The organism is Actinomadura sp. NPDC048955 (genome assembly GCF_040649435.1).
Lineage (GTDB): Bacteria > Actinomycetota > Actinomycetes > Streptosporangiales > Streptosporangiaceae > Spirillospora > Spirillospora luteofluorescens.
This window is the reverse complement of the sequence record NZ_JBEZJI010000053.1, coordinates 36,956-58,481: the sequence shown is the minus strand read 5'-3', so window position 1 is coordinate 58,481 and position 21,526 is coordinate 36,956. Positions and strand designations below refer to the sequence as shown.

General features: G+C 73.5%; 19 protein-coding genes. 11 read left to right on the top strand and 8 right to left on the bottom strand.

Translation table 11 applies throughout. The features are described 5' to 3' along the window. Positions 1–70: 70 nt before the first annotated feature. Positions 71–1,096, bottom strand: coding sequence for a hypothetical protein (locus tag AB0C84_RS35365; RefSeq protein ID WP_361074813.1), 1,026 nt, complete (start codon positions 1,094–1,096; stop codon positions 71–73). Positions 1,097–1,146: 50 nt separating this feature from the next. Next, a complete protein-coding gene (locus AB0C84_RS35360) occupies positions 1,147–1,287 on the bottom strand; it encodes a hypothetical protein (RefSeq protein ID WP_361074811.1) in 141 nt (46 codons plus the stop codon). Positions 1,288–1,452: 165 nt separating this feature from the next. Between AB0C84_RS35360 and AB0C84_RS35355 the strand changes: the two genes are divergently transcribed. After that, entirely contained in the window at positions 1,453–2,538 is a 1,086-nt protein-coding gene (locus tag AB0C84_RS35355; protein WP_361074809.1) for a hypothetical protein, read from the top strand. Positions 2,539–2,705: 167 nt separating this feature from the next. Then, positions 2,706–3,458 (top strand): hypothetical protein, encoded by a 753-nt coding sequence (locus AB0C84_RS35350; protein ID WP_258944709.1) that lies wholly within the window; start codon positions 2,706–2,708, stop codon positions 3,456–3,458. Positions 3,459–3,506: 48 nt separating this feature from the next. On the opposite strand, the gene serC is transcribed toward AB0C84_RS35350, so the two are convergent. Together serC and AB0C84_RS35340 are read right to left on the bottom strand one after the other, a co-directional pair. Further along, positions 3,507–4,643, bottom strand: coding sequence for a phosphoserine transaminase (gene serC, locus AB0C84_RS35345; protein ID WP_258944708.1), 1,137 nt, complete (start codon positions 4,641–4,643; stop codon positions 3,507–3,509). Between the two features lie 44 nt (positions 4,644–4,687). Then, on the bottom strand, positions 4,688–5,065 hold the full coding sequence (locus tag AB0C84_RS35340) for a hypothetical protein (RefSeq protein WP_361074806.1): 378 nt from the start codon (positions 5,063–5,065) through the stop codon (positions 4,688–4,690). A gap of 170 nt (positions 5,066–5,235) precedes the next feature. Between AB0C84_RS35340 and AB0C84_RS35335 the strand changes: the two genes are divergently transcribed. Continuing rightward, the gene (locus tag AB0C84_RS35335; RefSeq protein WP_361074804.1) at positions 5,236–8,121 is read left to right on the top strand and encodes an ABC transporter substrate-binding protein; all 2,886 of its coding nucleotides are present in this window, start codon (positions 5,236–5,238) and stop codon (positions 8,119–8,121) included. A gap of 70 nt (positions 8,122–8,191) precedes the next feature. Here the strand turns inward: AB0C84_RS35335 and AB0C84_RS35330 are convergent, their stop codons facing one another. Then, positions 8,192–9,304 (bottom strand): citrate synthase 2, encoded by a 1,113-nt coding sequence (locus tag AB0C84_RS35330; protein ID WP_258944705.1) that lies wholly within the window; start codon positions 9,302–9,304, stop codon positions 8,192–8,194. Positions 9,305–9,479: 175 nt separating this feature from the next. Between AB0C84_RS35330 and pdxH the strand changes: the two genes are divergently transcribed. Further along, positions 9,480–10,139 (top strand): pyridoxamine 5'-phosphate oxidase, encoded by a 660-nt coding sequence (pdxH, locus tag AB0C84_RS35325; protein WP_361074802.1) that lies wholly within the window; start codon positions 9,480–9,482, stop codon positions 10,137–10,139. Further along, complete coding sequence (locus tag AB0C84_RS35320) at positions 10,136–11,431, top strand: MFS transporter (RefSeq protein WP_361074797.1); 1,296 nt, start codon at positions 10,136–10,138, stop codon at positions 11,429–11,431. Before pdxH ends, AB0C84_RS35320 begins: the two co-directional genes overlap by 4 nt. Before the next feature lie 7 nt (positions 11,432–11,438). Here the strand turns inward: AB0C84_RS35320 and AB0C84_RS35315 are convergent, their stop codons facing one another. Further along, positions 11,439–12,143, bottom strand: coding sequence for a UdgX family uracil-DNA binding protein (locus AB0C84_RS35315; RefSeq protein ID WP_361074795.1), 705 nt, complete (start codon positions 12,141–12,143; stop codon positions 11,439–11,441). 99 nt (positions 12,144–12,242) lie between these two features. Here AB0C84_RS35315 and AB0C84_RS35310 point away from each other — a divergent pair, with 99 nt between their 5' ends. From AB0C84_RS35310 to AB0C84_RS35295, 4 genes are all read left to right on the top strand, one after another. Next, positions 12,243–12,944 (top strand): metal-dependent transcriptional regulator, encoded by a 702-nt coding sequence (locus AB0C84_RS35310; protein ID WP_179844219.1) that lies wholly within the window; start codon positions 12,243–12,245, stop codon positions 12,942–12,944. A 186-nt stretch (positions 12,945–13,130) separates the two neighbouring features. Continuing rightward, entirely contained in the window at positions 13,131–15,458 is a 2,328-nt protein-coding gene (locus AB0C84_RS35305; RefSeq protein ID WP_258944701.1) for a SpoIIE family protein phosphatase, read from the top strand. 4 nt (positions 15,459–15,462) lie between these two features. Further along, positions 15,463–16,458, top strand: a complete 996-nt coding sequence (locus AB0C84_RS35300; RefSeq protein ID WP_361074793.1) for a zinc-dependent alcohol dehydrogenase family protein — start codon at positions 15,463–15,465, stop codon at positions 16,456–16,458. Between the two features lie 220 nt (positions 16,459–16,678). Beyond that, a complete protein-coding gene (locus AB0C84_RS35295) occupies positions 16,679–17,482 on the top strand; it encodes a hypothetical protein (RefSeq protein WP_361074791.1) in 804 nt (267 codons plus the stop codon). Between the two features lie 83 nt (positions 17,483–17,565). Here the strand turns inward: AB0C84_RS35295 and AB0C84_RS35290 are convergent, their stop codons facing one another. Next, positions 17,566–18,435 (bottom strand): methyltransferase domain-containing protein, encoded by an 870-nt coding sequence (locus AB0C84_RS35290; protein ID WP_361074789.1) that lies wholly within the window; start codon positions 18,433–18,435, stop codon positions 17,566–17,568. A 219-nt stretch (positions 18,436–18,654) separates the two neighbouring features. Next, positions 18,655–18,816, bottom strand: coding sequence for a hypothetical protein (locus AB0C84_RS35285; protein ID WP_361074787.1), 162 nt, complete (start codon positions 18,814–18,816; stop codon positions 18,655–18,657). 105 nt (positions 18,817–18,921) lie between these two features. On the opposite strand from AB0C84_RS35285, the gene AB0C84_RS35280 reads away from it, so the two are divergent. Continuing rightward, complete coding sequence (locus AB0C84_RS35280; RefSeq protein ID WP_258944698.1) at positions 18,922–19,323, top strand: hypothetical protein; 402 nt, start codon at positions 18,922–18,924, stop codon at positions 19,321–19,323. Positions 19,324–19,430: 107 nt separating this feature from the next. After that, positions 19,431–21,467 carry an MDR family MFS transporter gene (locus tag AB0C84_RS35275; RefSeq protein ID WP_361074785.1) on the top strand — a complete coding sequence of 679 codons (2,037 nt, stop codon included), beginning with the start codon at positions 19,431–19,433 and terminating at the stop codon, positions 21,465–21,467. The last annotated feature ends 59 nt before the right edge of the window (positions 21,468–21,526 follow it).

The following is a 21,526-nucleotide window of genomic DNA, read 5'->3' as shown; positions in this document are numbered from 1 at the left end:
CGCCGGTCAGGTCCGGGCTCCACCGCCGTCACATGAGTCTCACCGGTCGCGTGAGCACGCCGCCGCCGTCTCACCGCCGCCGCCGCACCAGGCCGTAGCCGACCGCCGCCGTGATCCCGAGGGCGAGGAACAGCGCCATGCGGGTGTCGGCCGAGTCCAGCCGGCCGTCGGTGGCGTCCTTCCCCGCGCCCGCCGCCTTCCCTGGGGAGGGCGCCGGGGCCGGGCGCGCCCTCTCCGGCAGCGGCAGCCGGTACACCGGCTGGTTCCTGCCCTCGGAACCCACCAGCAGCGACCTCCCGTCGGCGGTGTAGGTCACGGACTCGCCCTGCTTCTGGGCGGGCACGCCGAGGGACTCGATCGTCTTGCCGGGCCGGCCGTCGGCGCCGACCGAGTACAGGCGCGCGCCGAAGTAGGTGCGGATGACGCAGGTCCGCCCGTCGGGGGCGAAGGCGCCGTCGGTCGCGATCGCCGGGGCGTCCCCGACCTTGCGCAGCACGTTGAAGCCGCCGGTCCGCAGCCGCGCCGGCGCCTCGTAGATCTTGCCGCCGAACAGCTTGCTGACGATGTAGAGCCGGTTCGTGCGCGGGTTGATCATCATGGTCTCGGCGTTGCGCGGCCCGTCCTCGTACTTGATCCGGAACCGGGTCGCCGGGAGCGTCCGGCTCACCAGCCGGGTGGGCTCGGTGATCCGGTAGACGGTCACGTACGGCCAGGCGCCGCCGAGGTTGTCGCCGATGTCCGCCACGAAGATCGCCGGACGGCCGCGGCCGTCCTTGCCGATCGCCATCGCCTCCCAGTCGCGGGCTCCCGCGCCGGCGAGCGTGAGCACGGCGACGACCCGCCCGTCCGGTCCCAGTGCGTAGACCTTCGGGACGCCCCCGGAGTCGTTGTGGGTGTAGACGACGCCCGGGTGCAGGGCGCTGGCGGCCAGCCCGCTGGACTCGGTGATCCGCTCGTCCCTGATCGTGAAGGCGACCGTGTCGTCGCGGGCGGTGCCGGCGGCGGAGGCGGCGGGGGTGGGGCAGAGCAGGCAGACCGGGGCGCCGGCGAGGGCGATCGCGGTGCCCGCGCGGACGGCGGTCCGGCGTGCTGACATGGATCGATCATCCCCGTTCCGCGCCCCGACGATCACCTGATCCGCGCCGCTCAGCCCAGCAGCGCCCCGACGACCACGGCCAGGATGAGCGCGGTCAGCACGGTGGGCAGCAGCCATTGGGGCGCGCGGTTCACGCCCCTGAGCTTATTCGGCCTCCCGGCCGTCTCGAACCGTCCACCCATGATCTGCATCTCATCCCGCGGGCAGGGGCCGGCACCGCGGCGACCACACCGGCGAGCACGCAGGAGCCGAACGGGAACTCGCCCCTGCGCGACCGGCTGACGATCATGATGCCCAGGGCCACGAGGGCGCCGAGCAGGCAGGTCGCCAGGCGCCGCACGAAGGAGGTCGGAAGAGTGATTCGTCCACGGCTGCTGGTCGTCTACCGCACGAAGGACACCGGGCTGCTGGGCAGCGGAGCCGGGGTGATCGACCGCACCGGCCCCGTACCGCGCCTGCTCATCCGTACCGATGAGGGGTTAGCAGTCCACGACGTGACGGCCGAGGGCGCCCGGTCCGCCGAGCCGGTGGCCTTCTTCCCCGGTCGCGCCCGTGGACGACCGATCATCGGGGCCGGTCCGGTCGCCCCGGACCTGTCCCACGCCGTGCTCGTGGACGCGAGCTCCTACCGGCTCGTCACGCGGGACGGGACGCTGCTGTGGGAACGCCCGGACGCGGGCCCGGCAGGCAACCCGGTTCGCTACGTGCGCTGGGTCCAGCCGTCCGGGGCCGAACCGCGGGTGTGGCTGGCCGTCCCTCCCGACCCGGCGGCGGCCGGCGGAACGGACCCGCACAAAGCGATCGACCTGGCGCTCTTCAGCGTCGCGGGCGACGAGATCGACCGGCTGACCGTCCCGATCGGCGGCCGGCAACGTTCGGTCGACCTCGTCGTAGGGCCTGACGCACGCCCCGTGGCGGTGGGCGCCCGCGCCGCCCGGGCGACGACCTTCCGGGTCGGCTCCGGCGGCGCGGTCTCGCACGCCGCGGATCGCGCGCTCCTGGACGGCGCCCCCTCCGGCTCCGGATTCGTCACCGTCGGCCTGAGCGACAGCGGCGACACCACCGACGCGCGATGGCACGCCGCCCGCGGAGACGGCACCGCCACCGTGGTCACCTGCGCCGACCTCCTCGCGTCCGAACAGGACACCGAGCCGGTCCACATCGCCCCCAACCTCACCGGCCACAGCGGCGGCCATCTGAGCGACGATCTCCTGCTCCTCGAAATGGAGGACGCCTATGACGAGATCGAGACCGAGCTCTTCGGCGCGGAGCGCTGGCGCCCGTCCAGCCACTGGCTGGTGAGCTCCGGAAGGCCGCTGGGGATGATCGCCTATCCCGACCAGAGCCACCCTGACGACCTCACCCCGGCCGTGCCGTTCAGAGACGGGACGTGGCTGACCCATGGACGTGACGTGCTCTACCGCTGGGGCCTCGACCGCTGAGCGAGGCGGGCCGTTCCGAAGCCGATCCGGCTCACACGGTCGACTCATCGCCCATCACTCCTGGACATTGCCAGGCTCTCGAATCCAGGTTTCCGTACACCGGCCGGCGTAGCCGCGGCCGACGCCGGAGGTCACGCCCGGTGGACGGGGTCTCGAACCGTCCGCCCATGGTCCGCATCTCATCCTGCATGTGCGGATTGTTCGGGATGGTGCGCTCGCCGTTCGCGGCCGACCCGGGTCGGGCGTCGGACGTGTTCGTCATGCTGGGCGCGCTCGCCGAGGAACGGGGGACCGGCTCGGCCGGCCTGGCGCTGCTCGGCGCCCAGCCGGGGCTCGGCGGGGCCGGCGGCGCGGGCTGCCGGGTGGTGAGCGGGCGCGGCGGGTTCTCGGGGGTCTGGCGGCCGGAGCTCCTGTCCGAGCTCGACCGCGCCGCCGTGGCCATCGGGCACACCCGCCGGGCGGCGCCGGGCTCCCCGGCCGAGATCATCGGGGTCGCCCAGGCCCTGGCCGGACGGGGCGCGCTGGCGTGGGTCGAGCGCGACCGCCCCACCGAGGTGCACCTGGCGCGCGGGGCGCTCAGCCCGCTGACCATGGCGGTGGACACCGACCAGAACATCTACTGGGCGTCCGAGCCGCGCTGGTTCCGGGAGGTCGAGCGGCACACCCGGGTCCGGTTCGCCACCGTCGTGCTGCTGCGCGAGGGCGCCTACCTGAAGGTCGGCATGGAGCGCCGCCCCGGGCGGCGCGACCTGCCCGAGGTCCTCGCGACGGCCTTCGCGCCCGCGGCGCGAGAGACCGGAACCGGCCCGCGCGCCGGGACGGGCTTCACCCCGGCCGGCGCCGAAGGGGACCGCGCCGGCCTGCTCCGGCGCGTGGTGGAGCGGGCGGGCGGCACCGGCGGTCTGCTGACCGTCGCCTGAACCGGCCCTCGGGGGAGCGGCGTGGCCCCCCGAGGGCTCCGGCTCGTCTCAGAGGCGCTCGACGACGTAGTCGACGCAGGCGGTCAGCGCCTCGACGTCGCCCGGGTCGATCGCGGGGAACATGCCGATGCGCAGCTGGTTGCGGCCCAGCTTGCGGTACGGCTCGGTGTCGACGATGCCGTTGGCGCGCAGCGTCTTGGCCACGGCGGCCGCGTCCACGTCGTCGTTGAAGTCGATCGTGCCGACGACCTGCGAACGCTGCGCCGGGTCGACCACGAACGGCGCCGTGTAGGACGTCTTCTCGGCCCACGTGTACAGCCGCTGGGACGAGTCGGCCGTGCGGGACGTCGTCCAGCCGAGGCCGCCCTGACCGTTCATCCACTCGATCTGCTCGGCGAACAGCAGCAGCGTGGCCACGGCCGGGGTGTTGTACGTCTGGTCCTTGGCGGAGTTGTCGACGACCGTCTTCAGGTTGAAGAACTCCGGGACGTACCGGTCGGACATGGCGATCTCGTCGATCCGCTCAAGCGCCGCCGGGGACGCGAGCGCGACCCACAGGCCGCCGTCGGCCGCGAAGCACTTCTGCGGCGCGAAGTAGTAGACGTCGGTCTCGGACACGTCCACGGGCAGGCCGCCCGCGCCGGACGTGGCGTCCACCAGGACGAGGCCGTCCCGCGCGGTCGTGCCCGCCGGGCGCCTGATCGGCATGGCGACGCCGGTCGAGGTCTCGTTGTGGGTGAGCGCGTAGACGTCCACGTCCTCCTCGGCGGACGCCTCGGGGTGCGTTCCGGGCGGGCTGGAGATGACGGTGGGGTCGCCCAGCCAGGGCGCGCCGGTGGTGACCTTGGCGAACTTGCTGGAGAACTCGCCGAAGGTCAGGTGCTGCGACCGCTGGCGGACGAGGCCGAACGCGGCCGCGTCCCAGAACGCCGTGGTGCCGCCGTTGCTGAGCAGGACCTCGTACCCCTCGGGCAGCGAGAAGAGCTCGGCCAGCCCCTCCCGGACGCGGCCGACGAGGGACTTCACCGGCTTCTGCCGGTGCGAGGTGCCCATGTAGGTCGAGCCGGACTCGGCGAGGGCGGCGAGCTGCTCGGGACGGACCTTGGAGGGACCGCACCCGAAACGGCCGTCGGCGGGCCTGAGATCGGCGGGAATGTCGATGGTGGGATTCGCGCTGTCGGTCACTCACCCGAGGCTATCTGACCTGCGGTGGAGATCGTGGGCCGAGTTCACATGCCGAGACGCCGGCGGCGCCAGGCCCAGGTCAGCAGGGCTACCAGGCCGACGGCGCAGGCGCCGCCGACGACGGCCGGAGGGTAGATCCAGGCGTCGCCCCTGGAGCGCGCCTCCACGGCCGTGGTGGCGGAGTCGTAGGTGAGGAACGCCAGGAAGAGCGCGGCGACCGCGACGGCGATCCGCCCGGCGACGGCGTTGGTGGCGCGGCGGCGCTCCTCGCGCTCCGCGTCGAACCGCCTCAGCGTCTGCGCCGCCTCCGCCGCCTCCGAAACGGGGACCGCGGGGCGGGCGACCGTGCCCGCCGCGGCGCCGGCCGCGGGGCCGATGTCGCCCTCGAGCGGTTCGTCGTCTCCGGCGGGGGCTTCTCTCATGGCGCCCATGATGACAAAGTGGCCGGGTTTCGGAAACCGGCGCATGATCAGTAAAAGGTTTCGATCCGATCGGCCTTTCGCCGCGTCCAAATCTGAAACGGGCACGGAAGGCGCGACTCGGGGGAGCGGCCGGGCAGAGGCGGGCGAGACACGGGAATGAGGCGTGGCGCATGGCGGGCGACGGCGACCGGATCCTGAGCGAGGATCGGCTGCGCGGGGTCCTCGACCTGTTCGAACGCCTTCGGGAGCGGCCGGCGTGGCGGTGGCGGGAGCGGCTGCGCCCCCTGCTCCTGCTGCTCGGGCCGGAGCGCGCCGCCTCCCACGCCGCCGAGATGCTCAAGTCCCGCTGCGAGGACGAGCGGGCCCCGGTGTCGCACATCGCTGCCGACACGCCCGCCTCCGACGTCGCGGGCGTGCTGCGCGAGGCCAAGCGCGAGCTGTCGCAGCCGAGCAGCCGCGCCCGGGGCGAGCCTGCGCTGCGGTTCCCGCTGCTGGAGATGGCGCTGTGGCTGCGCGACCTGCGGGAGATCCGGCTGGCCGGCGACCGCCCGCCGCCGCGCGGCGCGTCCTCGTCCGAGCGCGAGAACCACCTGCTCGTCCGGCGGCTGACGCACCCGCCGGTCGGGGACAACGAGAACGCGCGCCGCCGCGAGCTCAACCGGGTGATCCGGCGGCGCGGGCGGGACGTCCTGCGCGACCTCGAAGAGGTGCCCGGCAGGCGCGCCACCTTCTTATCGTTCCTGGAGCAGATCGCTCCCATCGGCATCGCGGTCGTCGCGCTGATCAGCGCCGGGACGGCGGCGGCGCTCGACCTCGCCTCCGCGGTGTTCGCGGCCGTCATCGGCCTGGCGTTCGTGACCGTCCAGATCGTCGCCCGGACGCGCGGCTGGTACGGGGTGCGGCGGTTCGGCTGGTTCCTGCGCCAGCCCTACGTCGACCGCGACTCCACCGGCTTCCTCGGGTTCGCGCTCGGCGTGTTCGACCCCCGCCCGGTCGAGCCGGACGACCACGGCGAGCAGCTCGACCTGCTGCTGGTCGCCGCGTTCCTGGAGGACCTGCGCCGCAACTACCGGCGCGACTACCGGCGGGCCGCGTGGGCTCGGGTCCGGTACCCGGTGCTGATCTTCGAGCACCTGTCCGCCGGGCATCCCGGGGTGGCGTTCGTGGAGCTGGCCGAGCGGGTCCGCGCCGACGGCCAGGCGAGCGGGCGGCTGCCCGGGTTCGACCCGCTCATCGTCGTCGCCGGGGTCGACCCGGACGCCCCCGCGGGCGCCGACCCGTCCGGGCCCCGGCTGCTGGAGCGGCTCGCGCGGGCCGTCCGGGTGGACGTGGCGTCGGACGAGCCGCAGAGCGTCATCGCCGCGCGCGGCCTGTGGGACCGCTACACCCGCGAGCAGCGGCGCCTCGGCGCCCTCGGCTCGCGCCGCGACCTGCGCGTGGACATCACCCGCGACCCCGGCGGCGACCTGCCGCCGGTGCGGCCGGTGCGGCGCCGCCCCCGGCTCGCCCATCCGGCGCTGCCGTGGATCGCCATGGTCGCGGTCGCCGCCGCGTCCGTCTCCGTCATCTCCGTGCAGGTGGAGCGGTACTGCTCGCCGTTCGACATCAGGCGGATGGAGAACGGCGAGTGCGTCGGGATCACCGACGGCTCGTACCGCTTCGGCAAGGACTCCGGCGGCAAGAACAACGACAACCGGCTCAACAAGGTCCTCCACCAGATCGAGTCGCTGAACGACCACGTCATGGAGTCCGGCACCCGGTACGCGACCGTGGTCTACCTCGGCCCGGTGACCGCCGACCCCGCGATCAAGAACAAGCGGATCGACCTGCTCGCGGGGGTGCAGGGCGAGCTGATCGGGCTGGCGATGGCGCAGAAGCGGTTCAACGACGCGGCCGAGGGAGACGACCTGCGGCTGCGGGTGCTGGTCGCCAACGCGGGCGCCAAGTTCCGCTACGCCGAGGACGTCGCCGGGCAGATCCGCGCGCGGGCGCTGAAGGACCGCACCATCGTCGCCGTGATCGGGTTCGAGCAGAGCCGCCGGCAGACCCAGCAGGCGATCAAGCTGCTGGCCAAGTCGGCGCTGCCCCTCATCGGCACCGCCAACAGCTTCGACGGGACGGCGCTGCTCGAAGGGGACGCGGGCTACTCGCCGTACTATTTCCGGCTCGCGTCCCCCAACGCCCGGACCGCCCGGCACGCCGCGTACTGGGCGCGGCGCGGCGACGTCGGCGGCAGGAAGGCGGATGACGCGGTCGTCATCTACGACGGCGACGAGGACGACGTCTACAGCGCGAACCTGGCGGCCGACTTCCAGCGGTCGTTCCGGCCGGGAAAGGCGCTGATGCGCCCGTACCGGGATCCGGGCGAGCTGAACAAGTCCGTCAGGGAGGTGTGCCAGAAGCGGCAGCCCGACCTGTTCTACTACGCGGGGCGGTCGGACGAGTTCCGCTCGTTCATCAATGTGCTGGAGCTGTTCTGCCCGAAGGAACCGAAGCCGCTGGTTCTCGCAGACGACGAGATCGCCAAGTACGTCAGCGACAACGCCGGCGAACTCGGCCGCAGGGGCACCTTCGACCTGTACTTCACGCCGCTGGCCGCGCGGGAGGCGTGGACGCGGCGCTGGATCGGCGACCAGCCCCTGCAGCCGTTCTACTCCGACTACGACCCGGCCCTGAAGGAGATGACCGACGACGACGCGTCCGGGCAGCGGCCGTCCATCACCCGCGCCGCCGTGAGCTACGACGCGGCGACCCTCCTGGCGACCGTGGCGAGCAGGGTGTACTGGCAGGAGAGGGCGCTGCCGTCGGCGGGCTCGGTGTTCGCCGCGCTCAACGACCCCGACCACGACGTCCTGCCCAAGGGAGCGAGCGGCGCGCTGCGGTTCGGTCCCCGCAGCGGCGGCCACCAGGTGGTCGACCGGCCGGTGATCCTCGCGACGATCCAGCGGGACGGGACGACGCAGGTCACGCAGGTGTGCGGCCGCCTCGTCCCCGGCGGCCCCGGCGGGGCCGACTGCCCGCCGGAGGACGAGGGGGCGGGCGCCCCGGAGAAGTGACCCGGGCACGGCAAAGGCCCCCGGTTCGACCGGGGGCCTCAGGCGCGTGGGGTGCGGGGGGCGGGCCGGATCAGCCGCCCTGGCGCTTGAGGACCTCCGCCGCGCCGGCGACCTCGTCGAGGGAGCGGCTGCCGGGGCCGGTGTAGCGGGCGCTCGGCCGGACGAGGCGGCCGGTGCGCTTCTGCTCCAGGATGTGCGCCGCCCACCCGGCGGTGCGGCCGCAGGTGAACATCGCGGGCATCATCGAGGTCGGGACCTCAGCGAAGTCGAGGATGACCGCGGCCCAGAACTCGACGTTCGTCTCGATCGGACGGTCCGGGCGGCGCTCGCGCAGTTCGGCCAGGGCCGCGTCCTCCAGGGCCTTGGCGGCCTCGAAGCGGGGCGCGCCCAGTTCCTTGGCGGTGCGGCGCAGCACGCGGGCGCGCGGGTCCTCGGCGCGGTACACGCGGTGCCCGAAGCCCATCAGCCGGTCGCCGGAGTCGAGGATGTCGGTGACGACCTTGCGGGCGTCGCCGAGCTGCTCGACCTTCTCGATCATCGGCAGGACGCGGGCGGGGGCGCCGCCGTGCAGGGGCCCCGACATGGCGCCGATCGCGCCGGACATGCTGGCCGCGACGTCCGCGCCGGTGGAGGCGATGACGCGCGCGGTGAAGGTGGAGGCGTTCATGCCGTGCTCGGCGGCCGAGACCCAGTACGCGTCGATGGCCCGGACGTGCTTGGGGTCGGGCTCACCGCGCCAGCGGACCATGAACCGCTCGGTGATGGTTCCGGACTCGTCGATCCGGTGCTGCGGGACCATCGGCTTGCCGACGCCCCGCGCGGACTGCGCCACGAACGACAGCGCCGTCACCGACACGCGGGCGAGGTCGGCGCGGGCCTCCTCGTCGGAGATGTCGAGCAGCGGCCTCATCCCGTACGCGGTGGCGAGGGTGGGGAGGGAGCTCTGCACGTCGACCCGCACGTCGCCGGAGGTGACCGGGAGCAGGTGCGGGTCGGCGGGGGCCAGGCCCGGGGTGAAGCTGTCGTCCACGAGGAGGCCCCAGGCGTCGCCGAAGGAGACACGCCCGACGAGTTCCTCGATGTCGACGCCCCGGTAGCGGAGGGCGCCGCCCTCCTTGTCCGGTTCCGCGATCTCCGTCTCGAAGGCGACGACTCCTTCGAGACCGGGTTTGAAGTCGGACATGTGTCGTCCTGCCTTTCGTCCCGTGTGATAAGGCGGTGCCGTGCCATTGAACCCTGCCCGCCTTACTGACCAGTACCCCGGGGTCCTGCAAGTTGCACAGGGCCCGGAAGTGAGAGGCTCTGACGCTGTGGATTCCCCAACGCCGGACCCCGCACGGCTCCGCAGATCCTACGAGGTGGGCGAATTGTCCGAGTCGGCGCTCCCCGCCGAACCGCTCGCCCTGTTCGCCGCCTGGTTCGCCGAGGTGCACGCCTCCGGGCTGGCCGAGCCGAACGCGATGATCCTCGCGACGGCCTCCGGCGACGGGGTCCCGAGCGCCCGGACGGTCCTGCTCAAGGGCTACGGGCCGCAGGGATTCCGGTTCTTCACGAACCTGACCTCCCACAAGGGCCGCGACCTCGCGGAGAACCCGCGCGCGGCGCTGGTGTTCCCGTGGCATCCCCTGTACCGGCAGGTGCGGGTCGCGGGACCGGTGCACGAGCTCCCGCGCGAGGAGACGGCCGCCTACTTCCGGACCCGCCCGTACGGGTCCCGGATCGGCGCGTGGGCGAGCGAGGACCAGTCGGGCGTCATCCCGGGGCGCGAGGTGCTGGAGCGCCGCTACGCCGACGCGGCCGAGCGCTGGCCGGATCCGGCCTCCGGAGAGGCCGGGGCGCCGGAGGGGGACACGGCCGGCGCCGTCCCGCTGCCGGACTTCTGGGGCGGCTACCGCGTCGTGCCCGAGTCGATCGAGTTCTGGCAGGGCCGCCGCGACCGGCTCCACGACCGGATCCGCTACCGGCGGGCGGCCCCCGGGGACGCGGAGGGATGGGCGGTGGAGAGACTGGCTCCGTGACACCGCCGGTTGGAACGGTCCGCCGCAGGCGCCTGCGGGGGCTCGCGATCGACACCCGGCCGCTGGGCCACCCGGCCTACCGGCGGCTGTGGCTGGGGCAGGGCGTGTCGTTCGTCGGGTTCCAGGTCACCGCCGTCGCCGTCCCCGTCCAGGTCTACGACATGACCCGCTCGTCGTTCTGGGTGGGCGCCCTCGGCGTCGCCAACCTCGTCCCGCTGATCGTGTTCGGGCTGTGGGGCGGCGCGGTGGCCGACCACATGGACCGCCGCAGGCTGCTGTTCATCTCGTCCTGCGTCATGTGGGCGGCGACGCTGCTGCTGCTCGTCCAGGCGCTGCTGGACGTCGGCAGCCTCGCGCTGATCATGGGCGTGGTGGCGGTCCAGGCGGTCGGGTTCGCGGTGTCCTCGCCCACCCGCAGCGCGATCATCCCCCGGCTGATCGACCGGCCGCTCGTCCCGGCCGCCAACACCCTCAACTTCACCGCGAGCCAGTTCGGGATGCTGTCCGGGCCGCTGTTCGCCGGCGTCCTGCTGGCCCACTGGCACTACGCGGCGGCCTACGCCCTCGACGCCGTGCTGTTCACCGTCGTGCTGTACGCGGCGCTCCGGCTCCCGCCGATCCCGCCGCTCGGCGACATCACCGGCACGCCCGGCCTGCGGTCGGTCTTCGACGGGCTCCGCTACCTGGCCACGCAGCCGGTGCTCCTGATGTCGTTCGCGGTGGACGTCATCGCGATGGCGGTCGCCATGCCGCGCGCCCTCTTCCCCGAGGCGGCCGAGACCCGGTTCGGCGGCGAAGGCGCGGTCGGCTACCTTTTCGCCGCGATCGCGGTCGGCGCGTTCCTCGGCGGGCTGTCGTCCGGCTGGATCGGGCGGATCCACCGGCAGGGGATCGCGCTCGTGGCGTCCATCGCCGTCTGGGGGCTCGCCGTCGCGGCCGCCGGGCTGGCCGGCCGCCTCTGGCTCGCGGTCGTCCTGCTCGCCGTCGGAGGCGCGGCCGACCTGGTGTCGTCGGTCTTCCGCCAGTCCATGCTCCAGACGTACGCCCCCGACCGGATGCGCGGACGGCTCCAGGGCGTCTTCACCGTCGTCGTCGCGGGCGGCCCCCGGCTCGGGGACGTCCGGGCGGGGGCGACCGCGAGCGCCGTGGGGGCGACCGCCTCCTGGGTCGGCGGGGGCCTGGCCTGCGCCGCGCTGGTCATCGCGGCGGGGTTCGCCGTCCCCGCACTCCTCCGCTACGACACCCGCACCGCCGAGACCGTCCATGCGGGGCCGGTGCCGGTGGAGGACTGAGCCGCCGTCAGCCGAGGGCCGAGGCGGCGATCCTCAGGTCGTTCAGCAGGCCCTGGTAGACGTCCTCGCGGTCCTCGGCGCGCAGAACGGCCGACGGATGGATCGTCGCGAGGAGGCGCGCGACGCCCTCGCCGGGCGGCTCGTCGGCGATCTCCCGCGCGGCGGCCGGGGTGCCGATCGTCTCCAGTCCGGGCATCGGGAGCAGCCGCCCGCGCTGCCGGGTCACCCGGAACGACGAGCCGAGCAGCGCCCTGCCCGCCGTCGCCCCCAGCGCCACGACGACGTCCGGGTCCAGGAGCCGCAGCTCCGCGAGGAGCCAGGGGCGGCACGCCCGCATCTCGCCGGCGTTCGGCGGCTCGTGGATGCGCCGCTTGCCGCCCGCCTGCCGCTTGAACTTGAAGTGCTTGACGGCGTTGGTGACGTAGACGTCGCCGCGCTCGATCCCGGCCTCCTCCAGCGCCCGGTCGAGGACGCGCCCCGCGGGGCCGACGAACGGACGTCCCGCGCGGTCCTCCTGGTCGCCGGGCTGCTCGCCGATGAGCAGCATCCGCCCGCCGGGGGAGCCCTCGCCGAAGACCGTCCGAGTGGCGTCCCGGTAGAGCCCGCAGCCCCGGCAGCCGGCCGCGGCACGGCGCAGCGCCTCCAGGTCGGCCCGCTCCTCGGGCGTCCCGGGCAGGAAAGGTTCCGCGTCAGGGGAAGGTTTCGCGTTCATCTCGCGTTTCCCCGTACCCGGCTTCAGGGGGATATTCGCAGGGCCCGGCGACGTGGGGTCCGAGCAAGTAGACTCTTGCCCATAAGACTGGAGGGAGCTGTGACCTCACACGGCCTGATCGATACCACGGAGATGTATCTCCGGACGGTCTTCGAGCTGGAGGAGGAGGGGATCATCCCCCTTCGCGCGCGCATCGCCGAGCGGCTCTCCCAGAGCGGTCCGACGGTGAGCCAGACGGTCGCGCGCATGGAGCGCGACGGGCTCCTGCGGGTCGAGGGCGACCGGCACCTCGAGCTGACCGACAGCGGGCGCGGTCTCGCCACGCGCGTCATGCGCAAGCACCGCCTCGCCGAATGCCTCCTGGTGAACGTCATCGGACTGCCCTGGGAGGACGTCCACATCGAGGCGTGCCGGTGGGAGCACGTGATGTCGGAGGACGTCGAGCGCCGCCTGGTCGCGCTGCTGGACAACCCGACCACCTGCCCGCACGGCAACCCGATCCCCGGTCTGGACGAGCTCGGCGGGCACGGCGACGACGCCGACGAGGCGCCGCTGGCGGTGATGACCGCGGTGGCGAGCCCCCAGGGCGCGGGCGCGGTGATCCGGCGGATCAGCGAGCAGGTGCAGAGCGACAGCGACCTGATGCTTAGACTCAAGCAGATAGGGATACAACCGGGACGAGAGGTGATTCTCCGGGCGACCGACGACGGGGTACGGGTGATCGGTGACGACGAGGACGACAGTCCCGCGACGGAACTCTCACGCGGCATCGCCGAGCACGTTTTCGTCAGTAGGCGCTGACACGGCCGGTGTGTGCACCCCCGCCTCGACGGTCTATACCGAAGATCTCCATAACATCGCGTCTTTCGGGCGTATCCCGGCGGCGGGTTCGTCGTTCAATACGACGAGGCAACCACGTAGGACGTCCGTGCCGCGACGCGCGGTGATCATCGGGGCGAGGATCGGGACTGGTATCGGGATGGGGAGATGAACCACTGGGGGGAAGCGCCTGACGAGGCGCACCTGCCGCCCGAGACCGTCCTCGCGCAGATGGAGATGGCGGTCATCGTCTGCGACCGCTTCAGCAACATCATCTACGGCAACTCCTTCGCCCGGCAGCTCTTCGGCTTCGGCGGCGACGCGATCATCGGCCACTCCATCCTGTCGCTCGGCATCGCCGAGGAGGACCACGAGCAGGCCACCGAGCTCGCCAAGCACGTCCTCAAGGGCGGCGTGTGGGAGGGCACCTTCTGCAACCTGCGCGCCGACGGCACCACCGTGTACACCCGCGCGCACGCCGTCCCGCTGCGGCACCCGTCCGGCGCCGTCGACGGAGTGGTGATCTTCGCGCGCGAGGCGCTGCGCTCCAACCAGCGCGAGCAGGACCGCTACGGCCTCATGGAGCGGATCGGGGAGCGGCTCGCCGGGTCCCTGGAGCTGGAGAGCACGCTGCGCCGGGTCGCCGACACGCTCGTCCCGCAGTTCGCCGACCACTGCTTCATCGACCTCTACAGCGGCGACCGCCTCTACCGGCGGGTGTCGCGGCACGCGGGCGGCTGGGAGCCGCCGCCCGGCACCTGGGCGGAGGTCGGCGAGCCCGTCTCCTACCCGCCCGGGCACTTCAGCGCCAAGGCGATGGACCGCCGCGACGCCGTCCTCGTCGAGGACATGATCCAGCACCGGTTCACCGCGCCGAGCGAGTCGTCCCAGCGGCTCGGCCACGAGATGGGCATCACCTCGGTGATCTCCGCGCCGCTGCTGGTGCGCGGCGAGATGCTCGGCGTGATGAGCCTGGCGCTGTCGAACCTGTCCAAGCGGCCCGACCCGCACTACGACGGCTTCGACCGCGACCTGCTCGGCGCGATCGCCAGCCGCGTCGCGCTGGCCGTCGACAACGCGCTGCTGTTCGAGGAGGAGCGCGAGACCGCGCTCGCCTTCCAGAAGCACCTGCTGCCCGGCGACCGGCCGCCCCCGCTCGACGGCCTGCAGATCGCCTGGCGGTACGAGCCGGCGCGGCCCCTGGAGTCGCACGGGCACGGCATCCAGACGCAGGTCGGCGGCGACTGGTACGACGTCATCCCGCTGTCGGCGGGACGCGTCGGCCTCGTCATCGGCGACGTCGAGGGGCGCGGGGCCCGCGCCGCCGCCGTGATGGGCCAGCTGCGCGCCGCGCTGCGCGCCTTCGCCCAGGACGACAAGCCGCCCGCCGACATCCTGCGCAAGCTCGACGAGTGGGTCCGCACGATGACGCGGCCCGAGCGGATGCGCTCCGGCTGGAACAGCGACGACCTCGTCCGCCCGCCGCTGGTGTCCTGCACCTACTTCGTCTACGACGCCTGGTCGCGGGTCCTGGAGTTCGCCAACGCCGGGCACGACCCGCCCCTGCTGGTCGTCGACGGCGAGGTCGGCGAGCTGGACTTCGAGAGCGAGGGCGGCATGCTCGGCCTGCGCGCCCCCGGCATGGGCGGCGAGCTGCTGTTCAACGAGGAGTCGGCCGAGCTGAAGCCGGGCTCCACCCTCGTCCTCTACACCGACGGCCTGATCGACCGGCGCTCCAAGGACGACGGCGACTACCACACGCGCGAGGAGGCGCGGGAGCTGGTCCGCGCCGCCGTCGCCGAGGTCGCGCGCGGCGGGGTCGAGGCGATCGCCAACGCCGCCTACGACGCGGTGCCCGGCGACATCGCCGACGACGTCGCGATCGTGGTGATCCGCACCGCCGCCGAGGAGCTGGCCGTGGAGGAGCGCACCTTCACCGCCGAGCCGATCATGGTGTCGGAGGCGCGCCGGATGGCCTCCGACGCGTTCGCGACCTGGGGCATGCTCGACGAGCAGGCCGAGCTCGCGTGCCTGCTGGTGTCGGAGGTCGTCACGAACGTCGTCCTGCACGCCACCGCCACGCCGTCGCCGCGCCGCGAGATGGTCGTCCCGGTCCCGGCCGGGCCGCCCGGACGCGGCGGCGAGCCGCTGGGCGCGCCGCCGCCGGTGCAGTTCAACACCGACTTCGGCGCCCTGGACGCCGATCCCTTCGAGGGCGGCGCGTTCGACGAGGACGACTGGAACCTCGGCGCCGACCTCGGCCGCCGCGAGCCGCCCACCAAGGAGTTCCGGCTCCGGCTGCGGCGCGGCGCGGACGCGATCTGGGTCGAGGTGTTCGACTCCGACATGCGGCTGCCGCGCATCCGCAGCGCCGGCGAGACCGACGAGGGCGGCCGCGGCCTCTACCTCGTCGACCAGCTCGCCACCCGGTGGGGCGCCCGCCCGACGTCCGACGGTAAGGCCGTCTGGTTCGAGCTGCCGCTGAACCCGGGGTGAGCCGGTGCGCGCCTGGGTGGTGGAGCGGCCGGCCCCGATCGAGACGGGGCCGCTGCGGCGCGCCGAGCGCGACGCGCCTGCCCCCGGCCCGGGCGAGCTGCTGGTCCGCGTGCTGGCCTGCGGCGTCTGCCGGACCGACCTGCACGTCGCCGAGGGCGACCTGCCCGTCCACCTGCCGGGAGTGACGCCGGGCCACGAGATCGTCGGGCTGGTCGAGTCGGCGGGCCCCGGCTGCCTGCACGGGCCCGGCGACCGCGTCGGCGTCGCATGGCTGCGCGGGACGTGCGGAGCGTGCCGGTTCTGCCGCCGGGGGGCCGAGAACCTGTGCCCGTCGTCGGTCTACACCGGCTGGGACGCGCACGGCGGCTACGCCGAGTACGCGCTGGCCGTCGACGCCTACACCTACGCGCTGCCCGCCGAGCTGGACGACGTGCGCGCCGCCCCGCTGCTGTGCGCCGGGATCATCGGGTACCGGGCGCTGCGCCGCGCGGCCCTGCCGCCGGGCGGGCGCCTCGGCATCTGGGGGTTCGGCGGCTCGGCGCACCTGGCCGCGCAGATCGCGCTCGCCGAGGGCGCCGACGTGCACGTGTTCACCCGCAGCCCCGCCGCCCGCGAGCTGGCCCGCGAGCTCGGCGCGTCCTGGGCCGGCGACTCCTTCGACGCCGCCCCCGCCCCGCTGGACTCGGCGATCGTCTTCGCGCCCGCGGGCGAGCTGGTGGCCGCCGCACTCGAACGCCTCGACCGCGGCGGGACGTGCGCGGTCGCGGGGATCCATCTGAGCGACGTGCCGCCTCTGGACTACCAGCGGCACCTGTTCCAGGAGCGGGAGGTCCGCTCGGTGACGGCGAACACGCGGGCGGACGGCGAGGAGTTCCTGAGGCTGGCCGCGCGCCTGGACGTCGCCGTCACGACGCACCCCTACCCGCTGGACGAGGCCGACCGCGCCCTCGCCGACCTCGCGGCGGACCGCTTCACCGGCGCCGCCGTCCTCGTCCCGTAGGGGCTCGGCTCCGCGGCGGCGCGGGCCCGGGGCCGGGCACGCCGCTGAGCTCGGCGTTCTTCGTGAGCCGTGCCTGTCGCCGCCTTCCGGCGGCGGCGCGGAACCCCTATTGACACTTCGTCTTCCATGCCGTTGGATCGCTCCATACTCACGAGTAGCCCAGATCGTTCCGGCCGGCTCGGGAGGCCCCCCGCCGCTTTCCCCCTGCGAGAGGACCCCTGTGTCGTCAACGTTCAAGCGGCTGGCCGTGCTGTCCCTGTCGGCGGGTCTCGCCGCCACCGCCCTGGCCGCCGCGCCCGCGGCGTCCGCCCGGACCGCCCCGAAGCCGAGCGCTCAGGCGGCCGCGGACGGGCCGCCCGCGACGCTGGACCTGTCGGACTGCCCCGACGTCCTGCCGGTCGGCGCGGACCCCGCGAACTGGTACTGCAACGTGCTGGTGACCAGCGGCGGCAGCATGAAGATCGGCAAGATCGACCAGCAGATCACCGCGCCGATGCGGATCACGATGCTGGCCGGCTACGACCCGAAGACCGGCGCTGAGATCTCCAAGTTCGTGAAGATGCGGAGCACGGCGATGAGCGTGGCCGGCGGCGCCCTCGGCATCCCCGGGACCGAGAGCGTCCCGCTGTTCGCGCTGAAGGTGAAGCCGCAGTACGCCGGGAAGATCGACCTCGACATCCCCAACCGCAAGACCCGGCTGGCGCTGAAGCTGAAGCTCGTCAACCAGCTGCTGGGCGACACGTGCCATGTCGGATCGAACGCGGCGCCGATCACCCTCGACCTGGACCTGAAGGAGATCACGGGGGCCTCGGGGCCGGACGGCACCTTCTGGGTCAAGATCAACTCGACCGACGACACGTTCGCGGTGCCGAAGACCAACGGGTGCGGGTTCGCCGCGCCGATCGCCGACCTCCGCGGCGGCCTCCCGTCCGCGTCGGGCGCGAACCACGCGCAGCTCATCTCGTACTTCGGCGGCAAGGGGTACTCCGAGATGTACCCGAAGATGGCCGTCCGCAGGAAGTGACGGCCGCACGCTGACGACGGGCCCGCGCCGAGCTCCCCGGCGCGGGCCTTCGTGCCGCTCCGCCGGTGCGCGCGCGGGTCGCGCTAGGAGATGGGTTCCGCGGCGACGTGCGCCCAGGACTGCGTGAACCAGAGCTCGCCGCCGATGACGCGCGGCTTGGCCCCGGTTCGGGGCCCGCCGTCCACCTCGTCGAGCATGGCCGCGCGGATGCGGTCGGCCGCGCCGTCGTCGCGGGCCCCGGCGAGCCACGGCTCGACGGGGCGCTCCACGGTGAACACGTCCAGCCGCCGGATGCTGCCGCCCACCGAGGTGATCATCTCGGTGAGCCGGGCGATCGACGGGGTGCCCGGATGGTCGGGGTCGCGCAGGCGCTCGATCCGGTCGCGCTCGGGCCCGGCGAGGTTGCCCCGGACGAGGTCGGCGACGACCACCCGCCCGCCCGGCCGGCACACCCGCAGCAACTCCCGCAGCACGTCGCCCGGATCACCCAGGTTGTAGAGCGAGAAGCGCGCCGTGACCAGGGAGAACGTGTTGTCCCGGTACGGCAGCGCGGTGGCGTCCGCCTTGATCGGGACGCGCGGGGCGGGGCGCGCGGGCCGCGGCCGCGGGTCCTCGCGCGTCATGGCGGCCGGGGGCCTGCGGCCCGCGCCGCCGCCGTCGCGCCGCTCGTCCGGGCCGCGCGCGCCGCCGGTGATGCGGACCGGGCCCGTCCCGAACTCCACCGTCTCCATCCGGCCCGGCCTGGCGGGGCCGGGCGGGGGCGCCACGGGCGTCGCGTCCACCGCGGTCACGTGGTGGACGTGCGGCCCGAGCGCGGCGGGCATCGGGCCGCGCCCGCGCGCGACGTCCAGGCACACGTCGCCGGAATGGGGTTCGACGAACTCCAGCAGGCGCCTCAGATGCGGGGCGATCGTGCCCCCGGTCTCCTGGACGGCGGTCGCCGGATGCGGCACGGGTGCTCTCCCTCGGCTCGGCCGGCTTCGCCGTACGGGGTCCCGTTCGCGTCCACCGTGCAGGCGCGTGCCGGGGGATCCCGCCCCGGTCGGGCGGGGCGCGTCGGCGCCGGCGGGCAGCGAACGGGCGTGAAGCCGGTTTCGCCAGTTATGACTCCCCGAAGGGCCGGGAGGTTCGGAATCGGCCCCGGAAATTCACTTGCCGTGCATGTCCGCCGGTCACTTCCGCAGGTGCTGGCCGAACAACGCCAGCACGACGATGACGAACACGATGATCACCGCGGACCGGCCCGGCATGGGCAGCCGGAGCCGCACCGCGGCCCAGCGCACGCAGAACGCCGCGAGCAGTGACACGACGATGAGTGTGAGGATGCCTTCCATGGCCACCTTCGTCCGGGGGAAGTGCCGCCTTCCTGAACCATAGACGTGTAAGGAGGGGGTTACCCGCCGGTTCGGAGCCGGGGGCGGGCCGATACCCTCACCTTCGTGGCAGATGCGAAGGAAACAGACGGCCGGGACAGGGTGGACGAGATGGCGACCAACCTGGCCCGCGGCCGGGTCGCGCTCGGGCTCGCGGCGCTCGCCGCTCCGAGGCTGACCGTGAAGCTGATGGGCCTCGGCGGCGCCGCCGACCCGGGCCGCGACTACGTGGCGCGGATGTTCGCCGCCCGGGAGATCGCGCTCGGCGCGGGCTACCTGCTCAGCGGCGACGAGTCCGGGCGCCGGCTGTGGGCCCGGATCGGCCTCGCCGTCGACTCGATCGACGTGATGAGCGGGCTGAAGACCCGCAAGGGCGTGCCGCTGTGGGTGACCGCGGGCGCGGTGGCGGTCGCCGGCGGGGCCGCCTCGATCGGCGCCGCGAAGGTCGCCCGCGACCTGGTGAGCTAGGGCCCGTCCCCTCGGGGCGCTCGCCTGGGCCGGGTGATCCCGACCGGCTCGTGGGTAGGCATCTCCCGCACGTACCCGGTACATGGGCGGCGGCAGGGGGCGACGGCATGACGGCGACGGCGGCGGCGCGGGACGAGCGGGCCATGCCGAAGGGCAGGGACCTCTACGTCGTCCTCGGCGCCCTCATGCTCGCCATGCTGCTGGCGGCGCTGGACCAGACGATCGTGTCCACCGCGCTGCCGACGATCGTCAGCGAGCTCGGCGGGCTCAACCACCTGTCGTGGGTCGTCACGGCGTACCTGCTGTCCTCGACGGCGTCCACGCCTCTGTGGGGCAAGCTCGGCGACCAGTACGGCCGCAAGCGGCTGTTCCAGGCGTCGATCGTCATCTTCCTGATCGGGTCGGCGCTGTGCGGCCTGGCGCAGGACATGACGCAGCTGATCGTGTTCCGCGCCCTGCAGGGCCTCGGCGGCGGCGGGCTGATGGTGCTCGCCGTCGCCATCGTCGGGGACGTGGTGCCGCCCCGCGAGCGCGGCCGCTACCAGGGCCTGTTCGGCGCGGTCTTCGGTGTGGCCAGCGTGTGCGGCCCGCTGCTCGGCGGCTGGTTCGTCGACAACCTGACCTGGCGCTGGGTGTTCTACATCAACCTGCCCATCGGGGTGGTGGCGCTGGCGGTGATCGCCGCCGTCCTGCACGCGACGGGCGAGCGGGAGCGCCACCGCATCGACTACCTCGGCACGCTGCTGATCGTCGGCTGGGCCGTCGGGCTGGTGCTGACGACCACCTGGGGCGGGACGCGCTACGCCTGGGCGTCCGCGCCGATCATCGGGCTGGCCGCCGGCTCGGTGGCGCTGATCGGCGTGTGGCTGCTGGTCGAGCGGCGCGCCGCCGAGCCGATCATGCCGCCGGCGCTGCTGCGCCACCCGGTCTTCGCGCTCGGCGCCGCGATCAGCTTCGCGGTCGGCTTCGCGATGTTCGGCGCGCTGACGTTCCTGCCGATCTTCCTTCAGGTGGTGCACGGGGTCTCGCCCACGCTGTCGGGCGTCTACCTGCTGCCGATGATGCTCGGCATGCTGCTCAGCTCGATCGGCTCCGGCCAGCTGATCACCCGGTTCGGCCGCTACAAGATCTACCCGATGGTCGGGACGCCGATCATCGCGCTGGCGCTCTACCTGTGCTCGGCGCTGGACGAGAACTCCACCACCCTGAGCATGAGCCTGCGGTTCGCGCTGCTCGGCTTCGGGCTCGGCCTGGTCATGCAGGTGCTCGTGATCGCCGTCCAGAACGCGGTGTCGTACCAGGACCTCGGCTCCGCGACGTCCGGTGTCACCTTCTTCCGGCAGATCGGCGGGTCGTTCGGCGTCGCGGTGTTCGGCTCGATCTTCAGCAACCAGCTCGCCGGCCATGTGGCGGACCTGGCGCGGGTCCTGCCGCCGGGGTTCGACCCGGCGGCCGTCCAGGGCAATCCGAGGCTGCTCGACCGGTACCCGGTGGCGGTGAAGGACGCCGTTCTGCACGCCTACGCGGAGTCGATCGACTCGGTGTTCTTCTGGGCGGTCCCCGTGGCGGCGGCCGCGTTCGTGCTGACCTGGTTCCTGCGCGAGGTCCCGCTGCGGGAGACCGCGCAGACGCCCGACTACGGGGAGGGCTTCGGCGCGGCGCCGACCGTCCGGTCGTCCAGGCATGAGATGGAGCGCGCCCTGAGCGAGCTGATGCGCCGGGACGCCAGGGCCTTCGAGATGTACGACCGGCTCGCCGCGTTCTCGGGCGTGTCCCTGCCCGCGGGCAGCGTCTGGGCGTTGTGCCGGATCGCCAAGGACGGGACGGTCACCGGCCAGGAACTCGCCGACCGGGCGGGGGTGCGGGTCGAGCAGGGACGCCCGTACGTCGACCGGCTCGTGGACGCCGGCTACGTCCAGCGGCGCGAGGGGGTCCTCGCCGTCACGCCGTCAGGGCGGGACGCCGCCGAGCGCCTGTTCGCCGCCCGGTGCGAGGGGCTCTCCCGGCATCTGGACGGCTGGGCTCCCGAGGAGCATCCTGAGCTCGCGGACGTCCTGTCGCGGCTGGCCGAGGCGTCCCTCGGCGACGAGGCGGACGGCGAGGTGCTCGGGCCCCGCCCGCGGCCCGCGGAGCGGGGGGCCTAGGGTCCCCGAGACCCACCTCACAGCGCGTTGCGCCGCGAGGATGTAATCTCATACTGACT

Bases quoted from the DNA above. Each gene is read 5' to 3' on its own strand.
- AB0C84_RS35365 (WP_361074813.1), bottom strand. From the start codon at position 1,096: ATGTCAGCACGCCGGACCGCCGTCCGCGCGGGCACCGCGATCGCCCTC.
- AB0C84_RS35360 (WP_361074811.1), bottom strand. From the start codon at position 1,287: ATGCAGATCATGGGTGGACGGTTCGAGACGGCCGGGAGGCCGAATAAG.
- AB0C84_RS35350 (WP_258944709.1), top strand. From the start codon at position 2,706: ATGGTCCGCATCTCATCCTGCATGTGCGGATTGTTCGGGATGGTGCGC.
- AB0C84_RS35340 (WP_361074806.1), bottom strand. From the start codon at position 5,065: ATGAGAGAAGCCCCCGCCGGAGACGACGAACCGCTCGAGGGCGACATC.
- AB0C84_RS35335 (WP_361074804.1), top strand. From the start codon at position 5,236: ATGGCGGGCGACGGCGACCGGATCCTGAGCGAGGATCGGCTGCGCGGG.
- AB0C84_RS35330 (WP_258944705.1), bottom strand. From the start codon at position 9,304: ATGTCCGACTTCAAACCCGGTCTCGAAGGAGTCGTCGCCTTCGAGACG.
- AB0C84_RS35315 (WP_361074795.1), bottom strand. From the start codon at position 12,143: ATGAACGCGAAACCTTCCCCTGACGCGGAACCTTTCCTGCCCGGGACG.
- AB0C84_RS35305 (WP_258944701.1), top strand. From the start codon at position 13,131: ATGAACCACTGGGGGGAAGCGCCTGACGAGGCGCACCTGCCGCCCGAG.
- AB0C84_RS35285 (WP_361074787.1), bottom strand. From the start codon at position 18,816: ATGGAAGGCATCCTCACACTCATCGTCGTGTCACTGCTCGCGGCGTTC.
- AB0C84_RS35275 (WP_361074785.1), top strand. From the start codon at position 19,431: ATGACGGCGACGGCGGCGGCGCGGGACGAGCGGGCCATGCCGAAGGGC.